This window comes from Kutzneria sp. CA-103260 (assembly GCF_018263855.1).
In the GTDB taxonomy this organism is placed as follows: domain Bacteria; phylum Actinomycetota; class Actinomycetes; order Mycobacteriales; family Pseudonocardiaceae; genus Kutzneria.
This window is the reverse complement of record NZ_CP073318.1, coordinates 5,034,617-5,056,958: the sequence shown is the minus strand read 5'-3', so window position 1 is coordinate 5,056,958 and position 22,342 is coordinate 5,034,617. Positions and strand designations below refer to the sequence as shown.

Below are 22,342 nucleotides of genomic sequence, written 5' to 3'. Positions count from 1 at the left end.
CCCTCCTCCCGGGCCGGTCAGGCGCCGGTCGCGGCCAGGCCGCGCTCGTACACGGTGACCAGGTCGTCCAGCGACCGGACGTCGGAGATGACCACGTCCTCGGCGAACGGGTCGACCCCGATGGCGGCCTCCAGCTCGATCACCAGCCGGGCCAGCGTGAGCGAGCTCAGCCCGAGGGTGTGCAGCTCCTCCCGACCGGTCAGCGCCGGCGGCTCGGGCTGCGTCTCGCGTAACAGGTCGGTGACCACCTCATGCACGGTGGTCCGGACCTGTGCCTGGGTCAGCATGTGATACCTCCGTCGACGACGATGGACTGGCCGGTGACGAAGCCGGCCCCGGTGGAAGCCAGGAACAGCACGGCGTCGGCCACCTCGTCGGCCGTGCCGAGCCGGCCGAGCGGGGTGCGGCGTTCGATCCGCTCGCGGGTGCGCTCCTCGACGTGCGAGGTCAGCTCGCTGTCGAAGAAGCCGGGCACCACCGAGTTCACCCGGATGCCCAGCGGCCCGAGCTCGCGGGCCAGGCTGCGGCCGAACGCGTCCAGCCCGGCCTTGGCCGCGGCGTACACCGACACGCCGCGGAAGCCCCGGATGGCGTTGATCGACGAGACGTTGACGACGCAGCCGCCGCCGCTGCGGCTCATCTGCTTGGCACAGCTACGCGCCAGCAGGATCGGCGCGGTCAGGTTCACGGTGACCAGCTCGGCGATCCGCTTGGGCGGCATGGTCAGCAGCAGGCCCTCGTGCAGCACCGCGGCGTTGTTCACCAACAGGTCGAGCCGCTGGAACCGGTCGCGCACCGCGGCGGTGAACGCCGCCAGCGAGTCCGGGTCGGCCAGATCCGCCTGCTGCCACAGGAAGTTCGCGCCGGCCAGCTCGTCGGTGGCCGCGCTCGGCTTGCGGCTGAAGGTGGCCACCCGCCAGCCCTCGGCCAGCAGCCGCCGCACCAGCAGCAGGCCGAGGCCCCGGCTGCCGCCGCTGACCACCGCGACCCGGCCGGTCACCGGACGCTCCTGATCTTCTTGAACCGCTCGGAGTACTGGCGTTCCCGGTTCACCTCGACCACCACCGGCACCTTGAACGGCTCCAGCCGGTGGCCGCAGAACTCCCGCACCCGCCGCCGCACCGCCCGCTCGTCCTCGTCCTCGATGAGCTGGATGGTCGCCTTGACCACCATGCCGGTGACGTGGCTCTGCCGGCCGCTGACCGTGACGTCGGCGACGTTGGGCATCTCCAGCAGCACGCCCTCGACCTCGCTGGGGTACACCTTCTCGCCGCCGACGTTGATGATCTCCGAGCGGCGGCCCAGGATGCGCACGTAGTCGCCGTCCACCCGGACCACGTCCTGGGTGTTGAAGTAGCCGTCGGCGTCGAAGTCGGCCGGCGCGTTGAGATAGCCCAGCATGGCCATGTCCGAGCGGACCCACAGCACGTCGTCGACGATCTTGTAGTCGAAGCCGGCGCCGCCGATCTTGAGCCACAGCGAGTCGTCGGCGCGCGACCGGGTCGGCATGATGCCCAGTTCGGACAGGCCGTAGGTCTGCTTGAGCCGCACGCCGGGCAGCGCGGACCGCAGGCGGTCCAACGTCTTCGGCGGCATCGGCTCGGTGCCGTAGGTGATCAGTTCGAGCGAGTCCGTGCGGTGCCGCTCGTAGGCCCGGGAGACCAGGGCCATGTTGAGGAAGGTGGGCGTGGTCGGGAGCACGCCCACCTGGTCTCGTTCGATCGCCGTGAACACGGCGTCGGGCGTGCGCTCCGGCACGGTGATGATCGCGCCGCCCTGGCTGAACGTGTGCAGCAGCGTGTTGATGCCGCCGATGTGGTCCAGGCTCAGGAAGGACAGCGTGCGCCGCGGCCGGCTCGGCTCCCCGTAGCGGCCGAGCACCTTGTCGAAGTCGAGCAGGGAAGCCTTGCTGCGGCCCGAAGTTCCGGAGCTGAACAGCACCAGGCCGGGGGTGGCGGTGGCCCGCAGCTGCCCGTAGAGCTCGTGCGACGCGGTGCCGCCGGTCGATGTGAAGGTGTTGTTGCCGTTGGGTTTCACCGTGATGACGGACTCGACCTCGGCCACGGCGAGGAATTCGGCGCGCTTGGCCGGTGGCGTCGAGGACAGCGGCACGATGATCGCGCCACGGGCGATGAGCGCCAGCAGCGCCGCGCAGGCCGCGGGGGAGTACGCGGCCTCGAGGCAGACCACGTCCCCGGCGCGCACTCCGTGCCGGTCGAGTTCGGCCGTCCAGTCGCCGACGAGCGCGCACAGGCTGGCGTAGTCGTGCGGCACGCCGTCGACGATCATGGCCTCGGCCGCGCCGAAGCCGGCCAGCCTGGTCAGGAACGAGTGGTTCACTTGCGTCTCCCGTCGCCACCCGTCGCCCCCAGACGACGGGCCTGCTGGTTGAACCAGATCAACGAAGAGTTGAGGACGTGACGGGACGGAGACTACACCGATGATCGCGGCCGGTGTCAACAACGCTGTGGCGCAAGGAAAAACGCTATGAGGGCTAACCCTGATGCCCGGCGCCGGCGATTCTGCCAGCCTGGGGCCATGCGCAGGTTGTTCACTTCAGAGTCGGTCACCGAAGGCCACCCGGACAAGATCTGTGACGCGGTCAGCGACGCCGTGCTGGACGGCCTGCTGGCCAAGGACCCGCGGAGTCGGGTCGCGGTGGAGACGCTGATCACCACCGGCCAGGTGCATGTGGCCGGTGAGGTCACCACCGAGGCGTATGCCGATATCCCGACGATCGTGCGGGAGAAGATCCTGGAGATCGGCTACGACTCGTCGGCGAAAGGCTTCGACGGCAATTCCTGTGGGGTGAACGTGGCCATCGGGTCGCAGTCGCCCGATATCGCGCAGGGTGTGGACACCGCGTACGAGTCGCGGGTGGAGTCGGCCGAGGACGAGATCGCCCGGCAGGGTGCCGGTGATCAGGGCCTGATGTTCGGCTACGCCACCACCGACACGCCGGAGTTGATGCCGCTGCCGATTGCCTTGGCGCACCGGCTTTCCCGTCGGCTGACGGCCGTGCGGAAGAACGGTGCGCTGCCGTACCTGCGGCCTGACGGCAAGACCCAGGTGACCATCGAGTACGCCGGCGACCAGCCGGTGCGGCTGGACACGGTGGTCGTGTCCTCGCAGCACGCCGACGGCATCAGCCTGGACGCCATGCTGGCGGTGGATGTCCGTGAGCAGGTGGTGCTGCCGGAGCTGGCCGAGCTGAGCCTGGACACGGACGACGTGCGGCTGTTGGTGAATCCGACCGGCCGTTTTGTCATCGGCGGTCCGATGGGTGACGCCGGCCTGACCGGCCGCAAGATCATCGTCGACACCTACGGCGGCATGGCCCGCCACGGCGGCGGCGCGTTCTCCGGCAAGGATCCGTCCAAAGTGGACCGTTCGGCGGCCTACGCCATGCGGTGGGTGGCCAAGAACGTGGTGGCGGCCGGGTTGGCGTCCCGGACGGAGGTCCAGGTCGCCTACGCGATCGGCAAGGCGGCCCCGGTGGGTCTGTTCGTGGAGACCTTCGGCACCGAGAACGTCGACCCGGCCAAGATCCAGCAGGCCATCAACGAGGTCTTCGACCTCCGCCCGGCCGCGATCATCCGGGACCTGAACCTGTTGCGGCCGATCTACGCACCGACGGCCGCCTACGGCCATTTCGGCCGGCCGGACCTGGACCTGCCGTGGGAGCGCACCGACCGCGCCGAGGCACTGCGGTCCCAGCTCTCATGACGGCCGCGCCGGCGGTCGCCGTCGCGAGACTCAACGCTCGGCACTGGTTCGTGTTCGCGGTCTGCTCGGTCGGCTTCTTCTTCGACTCGATGGACCTCCAGATCATGTCGCTGGTCGCGCCGCAGCTGCTGCGGGAGTGGTCGCTCAGCCCGCAACAGGTCGGCCTGATCACCTCCGCCGGCATGGTCGGCATGCTGATCGGCTCGGTGCTGTTCGGCGTGTTCAGCGACCGTGTCGGCCGCCGGCCCGGCATCCAGCTCACCATCGCCGTGTTCGCCTGCTTCTCGGCGCTGGGGGCGCTGGCCCAGGACCCAGCCCAGCTGATGGTGTGCCGGGTGCTGGCCGGCCTCGGCATCGGCGGCTTCGTGCCCATCGACACCGCGCTGATGTCCGAGTTCGTGCCGGCCCGCTGGCGCGGGCGGCTGATCGCCTTGTGGGCCATCGCCTTCCCGGCCGGTGGACTGGCCGCCGCCGGCCTGGTGCCCTTGGTGCTGCCGGCGTTCGGCTGGCGCGGCGCGTTCCTGCTCGGCTTCGCGCCGGTGGTGCTCATCCCCGTGGTCCGGGCCTGGCTGCCGGAGACACCGCGATTCCTCGCATCCACGGGGAAAGTGGAACAGGCGCGGCGGTCGCTGGCCTGGATCTCACCGGGCGAGGCGTTGCCGGACATCGACCCCGCGCCCGCCACCGGATCCTCCGCCGGGCTTTTCGCCCCGGCACAGCGCCGCGGCACCGCCCTGGCCTCGCTGCTGTGGTTCGCCTGGAGCTTCGCCTACTTCGGCATCATCCTCTGGCTGCCGACGCTGTTGGTGCTGATGCGGGTCCCGCTGGCCGAGGTTTTCCTGTACACACTGGGATTCCAGCTCGCGGCCATCGCCGGCCGGGCGGTGACGCTGCTGTTCGCCGACCGGGTGAGCCGGCCGGCGATGGTCGTGGTGACCGGGCTGTGCGCCGCCGCCGCGATGCTGGTCTTCGGCGCGCAGCACACGATGCTGTGGCTGGTGGTCGCCGGCTATGCGCTGTCCTTCTGTCAGGACGGCGGGTTCAGCGGCATCGTGCCCTACACCCCCGAGCTGTTCCCGACCCGGCTGCGGGCCACCGGCGTCGGCTGGGCCAACGGGACCGGCCGGCTGGCCAGCCTGATCGCCCCGCTGCTCACTGGCGCGCTGGTGCAGGCCGGCTCCGCCGGCACCGTCTTCATCGTGTTCGCCGCCTGCTATGCCGGCGCCGTCGCGGTGGTTCTCCTGCTGGGCAAGGGAACCCGCAGACACCTCAGCCAAACGTGAAGTCGTAGGCGTCGACGCCGGGCGTGACGTCCAGGGTCAGGGTCGAACGCTGGTACGGCCCGTTGTCCACAAGGGTGTACAGCTTCGGCACACCGGACACGGCGATGGTCTGGGTCTGGCCATTTGCCCGCACCGTCACCGTTCCCGAGCCGCCGAGCACGAGATACACGTACTTGGCCTGATAGCTGAGTTCCAGCTTCGCGCCCGGCCCTGAGGTGATGGACTCGGCGTCGGCTGCCTTCCAACTGCCGGCCAACGCGAAGGTGTCGGGTTGCAGCGACGGCGGGAACTGGAACGCCTGTAGGGTGCTGCCGCTCGGCGTGCCGCCGCTGACGTGCAGCGGCGCGTACTGTGAGCCCAGGTAGGTCTCCGGCGTCTGTTGCTCGGACGGCGTGGTGTCGGCGACCTCGGTCTCGGCGGGAAGGTCCACAGTGGACGAAGCCGAGGTCAGCAGCTGGCGGATCAGCTGCTCGGTGCCGGAGTAGTCGCCCTCGCCGAAGCTCACGTGCCGGATGTGGCCGCTGGCGTCGATCAGGTACTCGGCCGGCCAGTACTGGTTGCTGTAGGCGTTCCAGGTCGCGTAGTTGTTGTCCACGGCGATCGGGTACTTCACGCCCAGCGCCTTGGCCTGCGCCTCGATGTTGGCGGTGTCGTGCTCGAAGGCGAACTCCGGGGTGTGCACGCCGATGATCTCCAGCCCGGCCTTCTGGTAGGCGCTGTACCAGGACTCGACGTGCGGCAGGGTGCGCTGGCAGTTGATGCAGCTGTACGTCCAGAAGTCGATCAGCACCACCTTGCCGCGCAGGCCGGCGAGGGTGAGCGGCTTGGTGTTGAGCCAGTCGGTGATGCCGGTGAGCTCGGGCGCTTTGCCGCAGTCCTGGAGCGTCTGGCCGCCGGGAGTGCAGTTGGCGCCGGGGGCGGCGGCGGTGTTGTCGGTCGACCCGGACGCGGGACTGTTGAGCTTGTGCAGCTCGCCCTGGGCCTCCGAATTGCTCTCCACCGATTGCTGCAACGCTTCGGTGTATCCGGGCACCGCTGTCTGCAATCCGTCGGTCAGGTTGAATGCGATGGCCACCGCCACCACCAGCATGACCGCGCCGGTGACCATGCGAAATCCGCGGGCCCGGTCGCGAATGGCCGCGACCCGGCGGGTGATGGCGTCGCCCGCGACCGCGAGAACGAGCAGTGGCACCCCGCAGCCGATGGCGAACGCGGCGGTGAGCACCAGCGCGCCGGCGCTGAACGTGTGATTGGCGCCGATGACCGCGATCGTCGCCAGCACCGGGCCGGCGCACGGCACGAATAGCAGTCCGAGTCCGAGACCGAGCACGATTCCGTTGCCGTCGGGATTCACCGCACGGCCGGACAGCCGCGCGAACGGCCGTTCCAGCAGATCCCCGAACCGGGGCCAGAGCAGCCCGACGCCGATCAGCACGAGCACCGCGATGCCGGCGTCGCGCAGCAGTGTCTGGGGCAGCCCGAGCGCGCTCAGCACCAGCGAGCCGAACAGCGTGGACAGCGCGAAACTCAGCACCAGACCGGCGATGACCAGGTACGGCCGCCACTTGCGGCGCTGCGGGCCGCCCGAGGTGAGCACGATCGGCAGCACCGGCAGCACACAGGGGGACAGGCTGGTGATCACCCCGGCCAGAAACCCCACCACGACCAACGTGACCATGTGGGCAAGGCTACTGCCCGCATAGCCTTGTCCGCGGTTACCGATCTCTTACGGCGGCCGGCGCAAGGGCGTGCTACGGTACGCACTTGACCGGATTCACTAGGTGATCAACCGTTCCACACACGGCTTTTACGCCCACGGAAGCGGAACCGCCAGTCGCCATTCGGTCGCACCGTCCCTTTTGCTGTTAACAGTTACAGTGGCGTTCTGTCCGTAATTACGGATAAGCCCGAAACTACCCCTCTTTCTGACCTGCTCCGCGGCGGAGATCACACATAGGCTCCGGCGGTCCGAAGTGGAGTCGCCCGGAATGAGGTGTGCGCGGATGTTCCGCCAACAACGCCGAAGACTGGTGCTCGTCGTGGCCACGGTCACCGGCGTGCTCGCCGCGACCGGCCCGAGCGCGATGGCCGCCGGCGCGGCCGCCGCCGACGCGGCGCTGGCCCAGGGGAGCAAGCAGTCGGTGATCGTGGTGCTCAGGAACCAGCACCCCGAGTTATCACCCAAGGCCCAGCGCGGCCAGCGCCAGCAGACCGAGGGGCAGGAGCAGGCCCCGCTGGTCAACCAGGCCAGGCAGGTGGGCGCGCAGAACGTGAAGTCGTTCGACGTGCTCAACGGCTTCTCGGCCAAGGTCACCGACGCCGAGGCGGGCAAGCTGGCCGCGGACCCGAACGTGGCCGCGGTCGTGCCGGACCGGACCCGGGCGGTCAAGCCGCTGGACGCGGCCCAGAAGCAGCAGATCAAGGCGGCCGCGACGCCGCCCCCGGACCAGCCGCTGGCGGCGGGCGCCTGCCCGACCGACCCGAGCAAGCCCCTGCTGGAGCCGGAGGCGCTGCAGACCACGCACACCGCCTACACCAACCCGAGCACGCCGCAGGCGCAGCACATCGTGGACGGCAAGGGCGTGACGGTCGCGTGGATCGCGGACGGCATGGATCCGAACAACCCCGACTTCATCCGGGCCGACGGCAGCCACGTCTTCACCGACTACCAGGACTTCTCCGGCACGGACCCGAACGGCCCGCAGTCCGGTGAGGAGGCCTTCGGCGACGCCAGCTCCATCGCGGCGCAGGGCCGCGTGAACTACGACCTGTCCACTGTGGTCGCCGCCGCGCACCCGCTGCCCAAGGGCTGCAACGTCACCGTGCGGGGCATCGCCCCGGGCGCGAGCCTGGTCGGCCTGAACATCTTCGGCAGCGCCGAGCTGGTCACCAACTCGATCATCCTGCAGGCCATCGACTACGCCGTGAACAACGACAACGTCGATGTGATCAACGAGTCGCTGGGCGGCAACCCGTTCCCGGCCGACGGCGTGGACCCGGTCGCGCTGGCCAACGACGCCGCGGTGGCCGCGGGCGTCACGGTTGTCGCCTCCACCGGCGACGCCGGCCCGAGCGGCACCATCGGCACGCCCGCGGTCGACCCGCACGTGATCTCCGCCGGCTCGGTCACCAACTACCGGCTGTACGCGCAGACCGGTGAGCGCGGTGCCCGCACGTTCGCCAAGACCTGGGCCAACGACAACATGTCCGCGCTGTCCTCGGGCGGCGTCGACGACCTGGGCCGGGTGCCCGACCTGGTGGCGCCGGGCGAGTCCGGCTGGTCGGTGTGCGACGCCGATCCCCGCTTCGCCGGCTGCACCGACGAGCAGGGCCGCCCGTCCAACATCCGCACGTTCGGCGGCACCTCCGAGGCCTCGCCGTTCATCGCCGGCGGCGCCGCGCTGGTCATCGAGGCGTACAAGAACACCCACCACGGCGCCAAGCCGAGCCCGCAGCTGGTCAAGCAGATCCTCACCGGCACCGCGAGCGACCTCGGCCAGCCGGCTGACGAGCAGGGCGCGGGCGAGCTGAACACGTACGCCGCCGTGCGGGCCGCGATGTCCATCCAGGACAGCAACGGCAAGCCGGCCGCGCAGGGCGCGGGCCTGCTGGCCACCACCACCGGCGGCGACACCCAGCTGACCGCGGCGGCCAAGCCCGGCAGCAGCGTCACCGAGCCGCTGACCGTCACCAACACCAGCCCCAACACCCAGACCGTGTCCGCGCACGGTCGCGTGTTGGGCAAGACGCTGTCCGACACCACCAGCGGCGTCGCGCTGGACGCCACCTCGACGACCGCGCCGACCTTCATCGACGGCACCAGCGCCACCCGGGTGTACGCCAAGACCACCTTCCAGGTGCCGTTCGGGGCCGACCACCTGCAGGGCGACCTGGCCTGGCCAGGCAACCCGTCGCAGTCGGCGACGGTGCGGCTGGCCCTGATCGACCCCAACGGCGTCTACCAGTCCGACTCCCGGCCGCAGAACAGCAGCAGCCAGGCCAACCACGGCCGGGTCGACGTGCGCTACCCGGCGCCGGGCAACTGGACCGCGGTGTTCTACGTGACCCAGGGCAAGACCGGGTTCAAGGGCAACGTGGCCTACGAGTTCACCAGCACCAAGTACACCGACTTCGGCTCGGTGAGCCCGTCGACGCTGACTCTCAAGCCCGGCCAGTCCGGCACCTTCCACGTCACCGCCAAGACGCCGGGCCAGCCCGGTGACCTGTCGGCCGCGGTGGAGCTGGACACGCCGCTGGGCGCGGTCACCTCGGTGCCGTTCACGCTGCGCAGCCTGATCACGCCGGCCAACGACGGCGCGTTCAGCGGCACGATCGTCGGCGGCAACGGCCGTGACTTCGCGCCGGCCCAGACCCAGACGTACTGGTTCGACGTGCCGGCCGGCAAGAAGGACTTCGGCCTGGACGTCAGCCTCGGCGGCGACCCCAACCAGACCGTCTACGCGGCGCTGAAGTCGCCCAGCGGCCAGATCCTGTCGCTGTCGACCAACCAGCAGCCGGGGGCCAACGGCACGGTCCGGACCAAGACGCTGCAGTCCTACGTCCGGGCGCCGGAGAAGGGCCGCTGGGAACTGGTGATCAACGTCAACCAGGGCGTCAGCGGCACGGCGCTGTCCCAGCCGTTCACCGGGCACCTGAAGTTCAACGCGGTCGACGCGTCGTTCGACGGCCTGCCCAGCGGCGCCGTCCCGGCCGGCAAGCCGATCCAGGTCAAGATCAAGGTCAAGAACACCGGCGTGGCGCCCGAGTCCGTGTTCGCCGACCCGCGCCTGACCACGGAGACCGACCAGGACCTGGTGGTGGTCCCGCCGACCACGGCGGCCCAGCAGTTCCCGCAGCCGGCCACCGCGACCGGCACCGAGTGGCTGGTGCCGACCGAGGCCCGGTCGTTCACCATCCAGCAGAACGCGACGATCCCGGCCGACTTCGACGCCTCCGCCTTCAGCGGGGTGCCGGAGCTGTACGGCTCGCCGCGCGGCAACTCGGCCACCGCCACCTCGGCGGCGTCCGAGGTCACGCAGGGCCAGTGGCTGGCCCTGGCCACCGCCGTCGGCCCGACCAACGCGGAGGTGACCGGCTCGGCCACGCTGGCCGCGCAGGTGCACGCCCAGGCCTTCGACACCGCGGCCACCAGCAACACCGGTGACCTGTGGCGGCTGAGCGTGGACGCCAACGCGCCGGCCTTCGCGCCGACGCAGCTGGCCCCGGGCCAGACCGCGACCATCACCGTGACCATCACCCCGACCGGGGCGAAGGGCACGACGGTCAGCGGCGTGCTGTACCTGGACAACTTCAACAGCGTCCTGCTCAGCGGGGACGAGTTGGCCGGCGTTCCGTACAGCTACACGATCGGTTAAGCCTGTTGCGGTACGGGGACCCCGTCGGACACTAGATGTCAGACGGGGTCCCCTCGCATTTGGAGGAACCGTGCTCACCGACCACCTCGCCACCTGGGCCGCCGCCAACGCCGACGACGCGGCCGTCACCTACGTCGACCACAGCACCAGCCTCGACGGGCTGTCGGTCACCGCGACCTGGGGTTCGCTGCACCGCCGGGTCGCCGCCACCGCCGCCGCGCTGCGCCGGGTCGTCGGGCCGGGCAGCCGGGCCGTGGTGCTCGCGCCGCAGGGCGTGGACGACGTCGTCGCCCTGCTGGCCGCGCTGTGGGCCGGGGTGGTGGCGGTGCCGCTTGACCTGGCCGACCTCGACGACCATCCGGCCCATGTGCACGCCGTGCTGGCCGACTGCCTGGCCACCGCGGTGCTCACCACCAGCGCGGTCAAGCCTCGGGTGCAGGCGTTCTTCGACGCCCCGGTGGTGCTGGTGGACGGCCTGCCGGAGGGGGAGCTGGACCGGTTCCCGGCCGCCGCCTCCGACCTCGCCATGCTGCGCTACCCGGTCGATCCGGGGGCCGACCCGGTCGGGACGCCGCTCAGCCACGGCGATCTGGCCGCGGCCGGCCGCCGCGCGGTGACGGCGTTCCGGGCGGTCACCGGGCGGTCGGTGACCGTGAACTGGCTGCCGCTCTGCCACGACCTCGGCTTCGTACTGGGCTTGGCCGCGCCGCTGGCCGGCCGGCTGCGGACCGTGCTGCTGGAGCAGTCTTCGGTGCTGGAGCAGCCCCGCCGGTGGTTGCAGGCGCTGGCCTCGGGCCAGGACGTGATCACCGCCGCCCCCGACTTCGCGCTGGCCTACTGCGCCTCCCGAACAACCGAACAGGACCGCTCGTGGCTGCGGCTGTCGCAGGTCAGCAGCATGGTCGACGGCGGCGAGCCGATCAACGCCAGCACTGTGCGGGTGGCCGTCGACGTGTTCGGCCAGTGCGGGCTGCCGCCGCAGTCGCTGCGCACCTGCTACACCGCCGCCGGCGCGATCGGCCCGGTCACCATGACCGCCGCCGGCGCGCCGCCACGGCGGATCACTGTCGACCGCGAGCAGCTGTCCGCCGGCAAGGCCGTGCTGCGCACCGACGGCCGGCCCACCCTGCTCGTGTCCTGTGGCGTGCCCGTCGACGGCCAGGTGCTGATCGTCGACCCGAGCGCCAGGTGGGCCCTGCCCGACGGCATGGTCGGCGAGATCTGGCTGTCCGGTGCGGTCGTGGCCGCCCGGCAGCGACTGGTCTGTTTGGACGGTCGGGAGTGGCTGCGCACCGGCGATCTCGGCTTCCTGCACGAGGGCGAGCTGTTCGTGTTGGGGCGGCAGGAGGATCTGCTCACCGTGGACGGCCGCCGCCTCGATCCGCACGAGGTGGAGCTGGTCGCCCGGGCCGCCCACCCGGCGATCCGCCCCGACCGGGTGGTGGCGCTGTCGTTCGGGGAGGCCGTGGTCGTCGTCGCCGAACGCTCCCAGCACCTGCCGCCGGCCGAGCTCGACGTGACCGCCGTCGTCGACACCGTCCGGGCCGCCGTGGCCAAGCGCTTCAACGTGCGCGTGCGCGACGTGGTGATCGTCGAGTCCGGCTGGATGCCGGCCGGCTGGACCGGTCGCCCGACGCGGGCCGCGATCCGGCGGCGATACCTGGACGGCGAGCTCTAGCCGACGTCGAGCTTTCCCTTGCGGCAGGCCGTCCCCGCCTGCTCGGTCAGGGGATGATCACGCCGAGGACCACCGTGAGCAGGTTCCAGGTGGCGAAGCCCACGCCCAGCAGAATCAGCAGCACCACCAGCCCCACCATCAGCCGGCGGTGGCCGCTGGACCGGTTGGCGGACTCGGCGAAGTCGGTGACCCCGGCCAGATAGCCCTCCACGGTGTAGCCGTTGCGGACCCGTTCCATCCGGTCCAGGTGCTCGGCGAACGCCTTGACCTCGGGATCGTCGCGGTCCAACCCGATCAGGTCGTCCTCGAATCGGTCCTTCGGGCCCGGCGGCTGGTGCCCTTCCATGCACACAACGGTACCCAGCTTGGCACCAAGACGGCCGCGCCTTAGTCTGGCTGCGGTCCGACGCAGAGCCGAACAGGATGTCGCCCATGTCCGTTCAGCCACCCGACGGCGCCCATCCGCAGTTGGCCGTGGACGTCACCGACCGGCTGGAATGGGTGTCCGGCCTGTACCCCGGCTACCGCCGGGCCCACGCGAAAGGGGCCTGCTACCGAGCGGTTTTCCTGCCGACGGGCGCGGCGGCCGAGTACACCACCGCGGCGCACCTGCAGGGCGACCCGGTCCCGGCGACCGTGCGTTTTTCCAACTTCTCGGGAAATCCCTACATCTGGGACCGCACCCGGTCGGCCCGCGGCCTGTCGGTGGCCTTCCACCTGCCCGGCGGCGTCGCCACCGACCTGTTGTCGGTGAGCCAGCCGGTGTTCGTGGCCGCCACCCCGCAGGCCTTCCGCGACTTCCTGGAGGCGGCCGAGCCCAACATGTTCACCGGCTCGCCCGACCCCGAAGTGGTGCGCAAGTACGCCACCGAGCACACGGAGGCGATGCGCGGCCTGCGGGCGGTGAAGAACACCCCGATCCCGGTGAGCTACGCGACCCTGCGCTACTGGGCCGTGCACGCCTTCGTCTGGCTGGACCGGATGCGCCGCCGCACGGCCGTGCGCTACCGCTGGGAGCCGGAGGCGGGCGTGCAGCAGCTGTCCGACGAGCGGGCCGCCGAGAAGTCGCCGACCTACCTGTCCGACGAGCTGGCCGAGCGGCTGGCCACGACCACGGTGGCGTTCCAGCTGAAGGTGCAGATCGCCGAGCCCGGCGACCCGACCGACGACTGCACGGTGCTGTGGCCGAGCGACCGCACGGAGATCACGGTGGGCCGGCTGCTGGTCACCGGCCCGGTCGAGGACCAGGCCAAGTGGGACCGGCGGATGTTCGACCCGACCCGGCTGGTGCCCGGCATCGAGTTGTCCGACGACCCGGTGCTGCGGTTCCGCGGCCAGGTCTACGCGGTGTCCCACGGGCGGCGCAGCCAGGGTAAATGACATTGGGGGAAGGTGAGATGGCTACAACGGTCGCCACCACGATCGGCCAGGTCCGCGGCGTCGATCTCGGTGGGGCGGTGGCCTGGCGCGGCATTCCGTACGCGCAGCCGCCGGTGGGGCCGCTGCGGCACCGGCCGCCGCTGCCGGCCGACTCGTGGATCGGGGTGCGGGACGCCTCCCGCTTCGGCCCGCGCGCGATGCAGATCGTGTTGCCGGTGGCCATGATCCCCGGCCCGCGACCGGCCGCTGTGGACGATCCACAGCGGATCAGCGAGGACTGCCTCTACGTCAACGTGTGCGCCCCCGAGCGGCCGTCGGCGACGCCGCGGCCGGTGTTCGTGTGGATCCACGGCGGCGGCTACATGAGCGGCGCCGGCCCGGACGGCATCGGCGACGGCGAGACCTTCGTGCGTGACCACGATGTCGTGGTCGTGACGTTCAACTACCGGTTGGGGGCCTTCGGCTTCCTCGACGACACCAACTGTGGCGTGCTGGACCAGATCGCCGCGCTGCGGTGGGTGCGGGACAACATCGCCGCGTTCGGCGGGGATCCGCGCCAGGTGACCGTCGGAGGGGTGTCGGCCGGGGCCAAGAGCGTGGCCACGCTGATGGCCACCCCGGCAGCGTCCGGGCTGTTCCAGCGGGCGATCTCGCAGAGCGGCGGCGGTGATCACGTGACGACGCCCGAGGTCGCGCGGGCCACCGCGGACCGGCTGGGCATCGACCGCCGGCATCTTCCGTCCGTGTCGGCGGCGGAGCTGGTGGAGGCGCAGCTGACCGTGTCGCCGCCGCTGTACGGAGTTTGGACGTGGCGGCCGGTGGTCGACGGCTCGCTGCTGCCGGACGTGCCGGTGCGGCGGATCGCCTCGGGTTCGGCGGCCAAGGTCGCCTTGCTGGCGTCCAGCGCAGCCAACGAAGCCGGCACCTTCACGGCCCTGGATCCCCGCGCGGCGCAGCCGGCGACCCGGGTGCTGACCGAGGCGTTCGGGCCCGAACGAGCGCAGCGGATCATCGACGCCTACGACGGCGACCTCGCCGCCGTGATGACCGACGAGCGCTACGGGATCCCGACGCTGCGGCTGGTGGACGCCCAGTCCCGGCACGCGCCGACCTGGCGTTACCGGTTCGACGGCGTCCTGCCCGGCGTGCCGTCCTCGATGGCCGCCGCCCACGGCACCGACGTCGTGTTCGCCTGGGCCGTCGGCGGCGGCGACCTCGGCGATCCCGCCGCCACGGAGCTGTCCCGGGTGATGCACGGGGCCTGGGGCTCCTTCGTCCGCGACGGCAAGGTCGACTGGACTCCGTACTCCTCGACGAGCCGCCCCACCATGATCATGGGAACACCGGTGCGGGTCGAGGACGACCCCAACTCCGCCCGCCGCCAGGCCTGGGCCGAAGAAACCTGGCCCTCCAGCACCTGGTTCTGACCCCCGCGAGTCCCGCTCTCGGGCAACTGAATGTCGAATTTCGGAACTCGACCCATGGCTGCTTGAGAGCGGGACTCGCGAGTCAGTCGGCGCCGGTGGGGAGTGGGGGTTCGGCGGAGATCTGCTGGAACTCCTCGTCCGTCAGGAGGCGGGAGCGGATGAGGAAGCGGACGCCGTGCGGGGCCTCGACGGAGAAACCGCTGCCCCGTCCGGGAACCACGTCCACGGTCAGGAAGGTGTGCCGCCAGTACTCGTACTGACTGGACGACATCCAGAACGGGATGTCCTCGCCGACCTCGCCGAGCAGCACGTCCGAGCCGCCGACGCGGAACTCCCCGCGGGGATAGCACATCGGCGCGCTGCCGTCGCAGCAGCCGCCCGACTGGTGGAACATCAGCGGGCCGTGCTCCTCGGTCAGCGTCGCGACCAGCGTGCGCGCCTGATCGGTCAGCTCGACCCGCCGGATCCGTTCTCCCATCAGAAGAAGCCCAGCTTCTTCGGCGAGTAGCTGACGAGCAGGTTCTTGGTCTGCTGGTAGTGGTCGAGCATCATCCGGTGGTTCTCCCGGCCGATGCCGGACTGCTTGTAGCCGCCGAACGCCGCGTGCGCGGGATAGGCGTGGTAGCAGTTGGTCCACACCCGGCCGGCCTTGATCGCCCGCCCGAACCTGTACGCCGTGTTGCCGTCCCGCGACCAGACGCCCGCGCCCAGCCCGTACAGGGTGTCGTTGGCCAGCTTCAGCGCCTCGTCCTCGGAGTCGAAGGTGGCCACCGACACCACCGGGCCGAAGATCTCCTCCTGGAAGATGCGCATGTCGTTGGTGCCCTTGAAGATCGTGGGCTCGATGTAGTAGCCGCCCTCCAGGCCCGCCACCTTGCGGGAGTGCCCGCCGGTGAGCACCTCGGCCCCTTCCTTCACGCCGATGTCCAGATAGGACATGATCTTCTCGTACTGGTCGTTGCTGGCCTGCGCGCCGATCATCGTGGCGGGGTCGAGCGGGTTGCCGGCGACGATGGCCTCGGTGCGCGCCACGCAGCGGGCGATGAACTCGTCGTAGATGGACGAGTGGATCAGCGCCCGGGACGGGCAGGTGCAGACCTCGCCCTGGTTGAGCGCGAACATCACGAAGCCCTCGACCGCCTTGTCCAGGAAGTCGTCGTCGGCCGCCACAACGTCGGGCAGGAAGATGTTGGGGCTCTTGCCGCCCAGCTCCAGGGTGACCGGGATGATGTTCTCGCTGGCGTACTGCATGATCAGGCGGCCGGTGGTGGTCTCGCCGGTGAACGCGACCTTGGCCACCCGGCTGCTGGACGCCAGCGGCTTGCCGGCCTCCACTCCGAAGCCATTGACCACGTTGACCACGCCCGGCGGCAGCAGGTCGGCGATCAGCTCGATGACCATCAGCAGGCTGGCCGGCGTCTGCTCGGCCGGCTTGATCACCACGCAGTTGCCGGCGGCCAGCGCCGGGGCCAGCTTCCAGGTGGCCATCAGGATGGGGAAGTTCCAGGGGATGATCTGGCCGACCACGCCCAGCGGCTCGTGGAAGTGGTAGGCGACGGTGTCCTCGTCGATCTGGCTGATGCCGCCCTCCTGGGCCCGCACCACGCCGGCGAAGTAGCGGAAGTGGTCGATGGCCAGCGGGATGTCGGCGGCCAGCGTCTCGCGCACCGGCTTGCCGTTCTCCCAGGTCTCGGCGACGGCCAGCTTCTCGAGGTTCTCCTCGATCCGGTCGGCGATCTTGTTCAGCAGCACCGACCGCTCGCCGGCCGAGGTCCTGGTCCACTTCTCGGCCGCCACGTGCGCGGCGTCCAGGGCCAGCTCGATGTCCGCCTTGGTGGAGCGGGCCACCTCGCAGAAGGGCTGACCGTCCACCGGGCTCGGGTTGTCGAAGTACCGCCCCTCCGCCGGCGGCGTCCAGTCGCCGCCGATGAAGTTGTCGTAGCGCGCCTTGAACTGCACGACGCTGCCGTCTGTCCCAGGCTTGGCGTACACCATTGTTCGCACTCCCTCACGCCGTCGGTGACCGGCGTCACGCTGCTCCTGAGGGGTTGCCGCGAGGTTTCCGCGCAGGTCAAACGAGGGCTAGGTCAGACGAGGGCTAGGTCAGACGAGGGCTGGGTCAGGCCTTCAGGTAGCGGGCCGCGACGGCGTCGTTGTGCCGGGTCAGCAACTCGGCGAAGGTGTGCAGCTCATCCGGTGTCCAGTCGCCGAGCAGCTCGGCCGAGATGGCCAGCCGGCGCTGCCGGGTCAGCGCCATCAGCTCCAGCCCCTGCTCGGTCGGCGCGATGATGCAGCGTCGGCGGTCGGCGGTGTCGTGGATCTTTGTCACCAGGTCGCGGCCCTGCATGCCCGTCACCTGCCGGCCGACTGTCGACGGGTCCAGGCCCAGCGCGCCGGCCAGCGTGCTGACGTCGGCCGGGCCGGTCTGGTCCAGCGTGCGCAGCAGCAGGTACTCGGACTTGTCCAGCTCCTGGTAGGCGTCGGTGCGCCGGCGCAGCAGCTCGAAGTTGCGGTTGAGCACCGCCGTGGCCAGCTCCAGCACGTCGAGTGCCTGCGCCGTGTCGACCATGTGACGCCTCCGAGAACTGGCGGTATGACACCGGTAATTAGCGGTATGGTACCGGTATCGAGGAATGGGGGCCTGGATGACACTCGCGCTGAGCGAGGTGCGGGACCGGGTGGTGGCTTCCGACCCGGGGTTGAGCCGGCTGTGGTCGGCGGTGTCGGCGACCTTCGCGATGGCCAGCGCGCTGGCCGTGGAGTTCGGGTTCGCCCTGGTCACCGGGGCGGACGCGATGGGCACGCTGATCGCCATGCTGCTCGGGGCCGTGGTCGCGATGATGGGCGCGATGGCCCTGGGCTCCGGCGACGCGTGGGCCAAGACCCGCACCGCCGCGTTCTTCCCGGTCGCCTTCGGCGTCGGCATGGTCGCCGGCGCCCTGGTCGGCAGCGACACCGTGTTGATGCTGACCGTGTTCGTGGCGGTGATGTTCGCCGCCGTGTACGTGCGGCGGTTCGGCGTCGACTACTTCTTCTACGGCTTCATGGGCTGGATGGGCTACTTCTTCGCCGCCTTCCTGCACACCACGTTGGCCATGCTGCCCGGTCTGATGGTCACCGTGATCGTGGCGACGGTGTGGGTGCTGCTGCTGTCGATCACCGTGCTGCGGGTGAACTCCGCCAAGACGCTGGCCCGGGTCGTGCGGGCCTTCGACGCCCGGGCCCGGGCCGTGGCCCGCGCCGCCGCGGATCTGTTGTCCTGCACCGATCCTCGCCGCATCGACCGGTTGCGCCGTCGCCTGCACGGGCGGCTGGCCGCCGTCACCGAGGCCGCGCTGATGGTCGAGGGCTGGTCGGCCGAACCCGGCGCGCTGCCCGCCGACAAGTCGCCTTCTCGCTTACGCCGCAAGCTGATCGACGCCCAGCACGTCCTGGAGCAGCTGGTCACCGCCGCCGAGGCGCTCGTCGGCACCGACCAGGCCCGCGCCGCCGCCCGGGTCGCCGACCGCCTGGCCCGCCGTGACGACTCCCGTGCCGCCGAGCTCGCCCGTGTGCTGCCCGATGAGCACTTCTCCGTCGCCGTAACCGAATTCGTCGCCCTCGCGTCCGGTTCGGACGCCACCACCGACGACGTGCTGGACGAGTTCGAGGCCTCCATCTCGCTTGCTTTCGGCGCCCTGCCCGGCTCTCCCGCCGTGGCCAAGGACGTTCCGGCTCGCGGCGGACACTGGAATCCCTTGGCCCGCCTGGACATGACCACCCGCCAGGCCGTCCAGGTCGCCGTCGCCGGGGCACTGGCGATCATCATCGGCTCCGCGCTCTCGCCCGCCCGCTACTACTGGGCCGTCATCGCCGCCTTTGTGCTGTTCGCCGGCACCGCCACCCGCACCGAGACCTTCGCCAAGGGCCTCAACCGCGTGCTGGGCACCCTCTTCGGGCTGATCGCCTCCGTGCTGTTCGCCGCCCTCACCGCCGGCAACACCGCCGCCGTGCTCGCCGTGATCATCGGCAGCATGTTCCTGGGCTTCTACCTGATCCGGGTCTCCTACCTGTACATGATCTTCTTCGTCACCATCATGGTCGGCCAGCTCTACAGCGTGCTGCACGAGTTCTCCACCGACCTGCTCCTGCTGCGCCTGGCCGAGACCGCCGTCGGCGCCACCATCGGCTTCGTCGTCGCCCTCGTCGTCACCCCACTGTCCACAAGGGATACCATTCGCTCTGCCCGTGACGCCGTGCTCACCGCCCTGGCCGCCGTTCTCGACGCCGCCTCCACCGGCCTCGACCTTGACGCCCCCATCCGCACCCTCGACACCCGCCTCTGGCAGCTCTCCCTCGTCGCCCGCCCGCTCACCGTTCCCATGCTCGGCGGCACCGTCTCGCCCCGAACCCGGCACCGGCTCGCCCTCTACGCCTCCCTCGGCATGCACGCCCGCGCCTTACGCCGCCCCGCCGCCACTTCCTCCCCGCTTGCGCCCGCCTGCCGGGCCTTGGCCGACGCCGTGCGCCAGCTCATCGCCGCCCCCGTCGGCGCCGTGCAGCCCGCCGCCGAAGGCCCCCTCGCAGCCGCCGACGCCGCCCTCTTCGCCCCTGGCGTTCCCGCCTCCCCGCCGCTCATCCACCTCCGCCACGTCCTCCGGGAACTCAGCGGCATCCCCCTCGGCGGCGGCGCCGTTGCCGGCACCACCCGCCCCCACGCCGCCCTCAGCGTCCTCGACCGCGACGGCCGCATGGTCGCCTCCACCACTGCCGACCACCATGGCCGCTACCACGTCACCGGCCTCCCACCCGGCCCGTGCACCGTCCTCGCCACCGCCTTTCCCCCCACCGCCCACCACATCCGCCTGCACACCAGCCAGGTCGCCCGCCTCGACATCACCCTCGGCTGCGCCCGCCGCCGCGCCGAAGCTCAGCCCTGACGGCGGGATCGTCGGGGCACCGCGGCCGCCAGCACGGCGCTGGTGTCCAACATCGCTTCCGGCAGCAACGCGACGGAGCCGCCGCCACGGGCGCGCTTCAGGCGTTGCTGCACGGGGATGGTGATGTTCAGGTCCCGGGCCAGCCCGCATCCCACGACGAGATCCGACAACAACAGCATGTGGGCGTCCTGCATCTGCAGCCCGCGGCCGGTCGCGTGGATGTCGGCGGCCAGGGCGTCGCGCACGGCGGTGTCCGGAAGGTAGCGGGCCTCTGCTCCGAACAGGCGTCGGACGGACTCGTGGCGTACCAGGCCGCGTTGGACAAGTGTGGCGCAGTGCAGCGAGAACGCCCCGCGGCGGCGGCGCAGCCATTTCGCCAGCACGATCTTCCCGTGCTCGACGCCATGGCTGGCCAACTCCGCCAGCAGCGCGTCCGCCCACGCCAGGCCGGTGCCGCCCGTGTCGACGAGACGTACCCGCGCGCCGCCGGTCAGGTAGACATGCAGGCCACCCACCTCGCGCTTGCGGCAGTCGACCAGCACCTTGCCGCGCAACGCCAGCTCGCCGAGCTCGGCGGCCGCGCAGCCGATCGCCGCCTGGGCTGCGTCCCGCACCGCGCCGGTGTCGGTGACTGACAGCAGAGCGAATTCCTCGGGCAGCGACAGGGCATAGCGCACGGGGCCAGGTTCGCACAGTCGGTGGCGGCAAGTCCGCCGCCCACCACATCCGCCTGCGCGCCAGCCAGGCCGCCCGCCTCGACATCACCCTCGGCTGCACCCGTGCCCGGTTGAACCCATCGCCTACTCTTCCCTCGTGAGCTCGGATCCCGCGTCGCGTCAGCCCACGGCGGTCGGCCAACAGGCCCCGCACGAGCGCCGCGCGCGGATCTGGCTCGGCGGAATCCTCCTGCTCAGCGGCGCTTTCCTCGTCGGCGACACCGCGCACCGCCTCAGCGTGGCGTGGAACCTGTTCGCGCACTGGTGGCCGTGGGCGCTGATCGGCCTCGCCGTCGTCAACCTCGCGCGGCGCTTCCTGCGAATCGAATCGCTGCTCGCGCCGGGCCTGTTGGTCCTCGTCTCGGTGGTGTACCTGGCGCTGCAACAGGGCGTCGAGCCTGATCTGGTCATCAACTTCGCGGTGCCGCTGGTCGCCCTCTTCGCCGGCCTGGCGCTGCTGGCCTCCATCAGCTCGGCCGCCGGCCGGTCGTGGACCCGCGTCCTGCTCACCGGTCGCGTCGAACCCACGAGCCTGGTCGCCGCCACCGTGAACCCCCGGGCCTTCCTCTGCGAGAACCTGGTCGACCTGTCGAACTGCCCGCCCGACCCGGACGGGATCACCATGAACGTCACGGTCCTGTTCGGGCACGTGCAGCTGACCGTGCCTGAGGACTGGCACCTCTGTCTGGAGCCGGGCGGAAGGCTGCTGGCGCCCGTTCGGGACACGTCACCCACACCGCCGGAGGGCGCCGGCCACGCCGGCCTACTTCGGATCCACGTTCTCGGCTTCGGCGGTGTCGTCAGCATCCACCGCGCCTGAGTGGTGGTACTCGCGCAGGTAGGCCGGGTACTTCGCGAGCCGGTTGCGGTCCCCGGTCATGTCCTCGGAGACCCGGAAGAACAAGGAGAGCCGCTCGAACATCGCGTGCTCCTCTCCCGGTGTCCTCGGGAGGGGATAGTGCAGCGCCTTCAGCATGTCGAACCGGTGCAGGTCGTAGGCGGCCCGCAGATAGGTTCCGTACTGGACGGCCGCCGCCACCGCGCCCGTGTAGCAGACGCAGGTCAGCACCAGACTCAGCAGCGGGATCCAGTAGTAGACCGGTTCGCGGCACAGACCCGCGACCGTCATCGCCGTGGCCAGGAAAAAGCTGACGGTCAGGTTCGCCGCGGTGTCGACCGAGTCCTGGGACGCGTTGTGCACGGCGCGGAATCTGTCCGACAGATACGGAAAAAGCCGGGACCAGGACGCCAGCGTGTTCAGTCCGTAGCGTTCGCCCGCCGAAACCTCGCCCGCGCGCAGGGCATTGCCCAGCGCCGTCGGCAGCAACTGGTCCGTTGTCGCGCTGTCCGGGAACCGGTTGAGCCGGGCGAGGACCCGGCGATGCTCGGTGCGACGGTGGGCCAGGAGTCGTTGCCGCGCCGCCTGTTCGGTCAGGTTCATGCCCGGGGCGGCTGCGACTTCTGGCCTGCTGAGGGCCGCGTGCCGCTCGCGCAGACCGGCCAGCCGACGGCGCTGCCACTCGACGAACAGGGGAGCGATTCGGGCCGTCACCGGCCAGCCGTCCCAGTACCCCTCCAGCATCCGGACGAGCCTGATCTGGAACGGCTGCCACACCGCCGAGACGACCACGATGGCCGCCACCACGAGCAGCAGCCCGAAGGAGTCGTTCACCAACGCGGTCGGCGCGACCTGCCGCCAGTCGGTGTGGCCGGTGAAGCTGCCGGCCCGCAGCAGGGTCCAGAGCGTGCCGATCGGAATCGCCGTCGGCACGATCATGGTCATCAGCAGCCGTCCGAACGACGCCGCGGTCGTCGTCAGCAGGGACGTGAACCACATG

The 22,342-nt window shown here is 70.7% G+C and carries 18 protein-coding genes; 8 read left to right on the top strand and 10 right to left on the bottom strand.

Annotated elements, in window-relative coordinates:
• Positions 1 to 17: 17 nt before the first annotated feature.
• From JJ691_RS21815 to JJ691_RS21805, 3 genes are read right to left on the bottom strand one after another with little or no spacing between them, the layout of a single operon-like run.
• Positions 18 to 287, bottom strand: coding sequence for a phosphopantetheine-binding protein (locus tag JJ691_RS21815; RefSeq protein ID WP_211770571.1), 270 nt, complete (start codon positions 285 to 287; stop codon positions 18 to 20).
• Positions 281 to 1,000, bottom strand: a complete 720-nt coding sequence (locus JJ691_RS21810; RefSeq protein ID WP_211770570.1) for an SDR family NAD(P)-dependent oxidoreductase — start codon at positions 998 to 1,000, stop codon at positions 281 to 283. The genes JJ691_RS21815 and JJ691_RS21810 overlap by 7 nt, the downstream gene beginning before the upstream one ends.
• A complete protein-coding gene (locus JJ691_RS21805) occupies positions 997 to 2,340 on the bottom strand; it encodes an ANL family adenylate-forming protein (RefSeq protein ID WP_211770569.1) in 1,344 nt (447 codons plus the stop codon). Before JJ691_RS21805 ends, JJ691_RS21810 begins: the two co-directional genes overlap by 4 nt.
• A 198-nt stretch (positions 2,341 to 2,538) precedes the next feature.
• Here JJ691_RS21805 and metK point away from each other — a divergent pair, with 198 nt between their 5' ends.
• Positions 2,539 to 3,726, top strand: coding sequence for a methionine adenosyltransferase (gene metK / locus JJ691_RS21800; RefSeq protein ID WP_211770568.1), 1,188 nt, complete (start codon positions 2,539 to 2,541; stop codon positions 3,724 to 3,726).
• Positions 3,723 to 5,009 carry an MFS transporter gene (locus JJ691_RS21795; RefSeq protein WP_211770567.1) on the top strand — a complete coding sequence of 429 codons (1,287 nt, stop codon included), beginning with the start codon at positions 3,723 to 3,725 and terminating at the stop codon, positions 5,007 to 5,009. The genes metK and JJ691_RS21795 overlap by 4 nt, the downstream gene beginning before the upstream one ends.
• Here the strand turns inward: JJ691_RS21795 and JJ691_RS21790 are convergent.
• The gene (locus JJ691_RS21790) at positions 4,996 to 6,687 is read right to left on the bottom strand and encodes a cytochrome c biogenesis protein DipZ (protein WP_211770566.1); all 1,692 of its coding nucleotides are present in this window, start codon (positions 6,685 to 6,687) and stop codon (positions 4,996 to 4,998) included. The two genes, JJ691_RS21795 and JJ691_RS21790, sit on opposite strands and share 14 nt — an antisense overlap.
• 325 nt (positions 6,688 to 7,012) lie before the next feature.
• On the opposite strand from JJ691_RS21790, the gene JJ691_RS21785 reads away from it, so the two are divergent.
• Both JJ691_RS21785 and JJ691_RS21780 read left to right on the top strand, forming a co-directional pair.
• A complete protein-coding gene (locus JJ691_RS21785; RefSeq protein ID WP_211770565.1) occupies positions 7,013 to 10,384 on the top strand; it encodes a S8 family serine peptidase in 3,372 nt (1,123 codons plus the stop codon).
• A 70-nt stretch (positions 10,385 to 10,454) separates the two neighbouring features.
• A complete protein-coding gene (locus tag JJ691_RS21780) occupies positions 10,455 to 12,062 on the top strand; it encodes an AMP-binding protein (RefSeq protein WP_211770564.1) in 1,608 nt (535 codons plus the stop codon).
• Positions 12,063 to 12,108: 46 nt separating this feature from the next.
• Here JJ691_RS21780 and JJ691_RS21775 read toward each other — a convergent pair whose 3' ends face one another.
• Positions 12,109 to 12,408, bottom strand: a complete 300-nt coding sequence (locus JJ691_RS21775; protein WP_211770563.1) for a hypothetical protein — start codon at positions 12,406 to 12,408, stop codon at positions 12,109 to 12,111.
• Between the two features lie 86 nt (positions 12,409 to 12,494).
• Between JJ691_RS21775 and JJ691_RS21770 the strand changes: the two genes are divergently transcribed.
• Positions 12,495 to 13,442: a catalase family peroxidase gene (locus tag JJ691_RS21770; RefSeq protein WP_211770562.1), complete on the top strand. Its 948-nt coding sequence runs from the start codon at positions 12,495 to 12,497 to the stop codon at positions 13,440 to 13,442.
• Between the two features lie 17 nt (positions 13,443 to 13,459).
• The gene (locus JJ691_RS21765; protein WP_211770561.1) at positions 13,460 to 14,869 is read left to right on the top strand and encodes a carboxylesterase/lipase family protein; all 1,410 of its coding nucleotides are present in this window, start codon (positions 13,460 to 13,462) and stop codon (positions 14,867 to 14,869) included.
• Positions 14,870 to 14,951: 82 nt separating this feature from the next.
• Here the strand turns inward: JJ691_RS21765 and JJ691_RS21760 are convergent, their stop codons facing one another.
• The 3 genes from JJ691_RS21760 to JJ691_RS21750 all read right to left on the bottom strand — a co-directional run bounded on the left by JJ691_RS21760 (position 14,952) and on the right by JJ691_RS21750 (position 17,438).
• The gene (locus tag JJ691_RS21760) at positions 14,952 to 15,347 is read right to left on the bottom strand and encodes a DUF779 domain-containing protein (protein WP_211770560.1); all 396 of its coding nucleotides are present in this window, start codon (positions 15,345 to 15,347) and stop codon (positions 14,952 to 14,954) included.
• Positions 15,347 to 16,864, bottom strand: a complete 1,518-nt coding sequence (gene adh, locus JJ691_RS21755) for an aldehyde dehydrogenase (RefSeq protein WP_211770559.1) — start codon at positions 16,862 to 16,864, stop codon at positions 15,347 to 15,349. Before adh ends, JJ691_RS21760 begins: the two co-directional genes overlap by 1 nt.
• 124 nt (positions 16,865 to 16,988) lie before the next feature.
• Positions 16,989 to 17,438, bottom strand: coding sequence for a MarR family winged helix-turn-helix transcriptional regulator (locus JJ691_RS21750; protein WP_211770558.1), 450 nt, complete (start codon positions 17,436 to 17,438; stop codon positions 16,989 to 16,991).
• A 76-nt stretch (positions 17,439 to 17,514) separates the two neighbouring features.
• On the opposite strand from JJ691_RS21750, the gene JJ691_RS21745 reads away from it, so the two are divergent.
• A complete protein-coding gene (locus JJ691_RS21745) occupies positions 17,515 to 19,788 on the top strand; it encodes an FUSC family protein (protein ID WP_211770557.1) in 2,274 nt (757 codons plus the stop codon).
• Here the strand turns inward: JJ691_RS21745 and JJ691_RS21740 are convergent.
• The gene (locus JJ691_RS21740; RefSeq protein ID WP_211770556.1) at positions 19,779 to 20,465 is read right to left on the bottom strand and encodes a GPP34 family phosphoprotein; all 687 of its coding nucleotides are present in this window, start codon (positions 20,463 to 20,465) and stop codon (positions 19,779 to 19,781) included. The genes JJ691_RS21745 and JJ691_RS21740 overlap by 10 nt on opposite strands.
• Positions 20,466 to 20,601: 136 nt before the next feature.
• Here JJ691_RS21740 and JJ691_RS21735 point away from each other — a divergent pair, with 136 nt between their 5' ends.
• Positions 20,602 to 21,324, top strand: a complete 723-nt coding sequence (locus JJ691_RS21735; protein ID WP_211770555.1) for a hypothetical protein — start codon at positions 20,602 to 20,604, stop codon at positions 21,322 to 21,324.
• Here the strand turns inward: JJ691_RS21735 and JJ691_RS21730 are convergent.
• Complete coding sequence (locus JJ691_RS21730) at positions 21,268 to 22,341, bottom strand: hypothetical protein (RefSeq protein ID WP_211770554.1); 1,074 nt, start codon at positions 22,339 to 22,341, stop codon at positions 21,268 to 21,270. The two genes, JJ691_RS21735 and JJ691_RS21730, sit on opposite strands and share 57 nt — an antisense overlap.
• Position 22,342 lies beyond the last annotated feature (1 nt).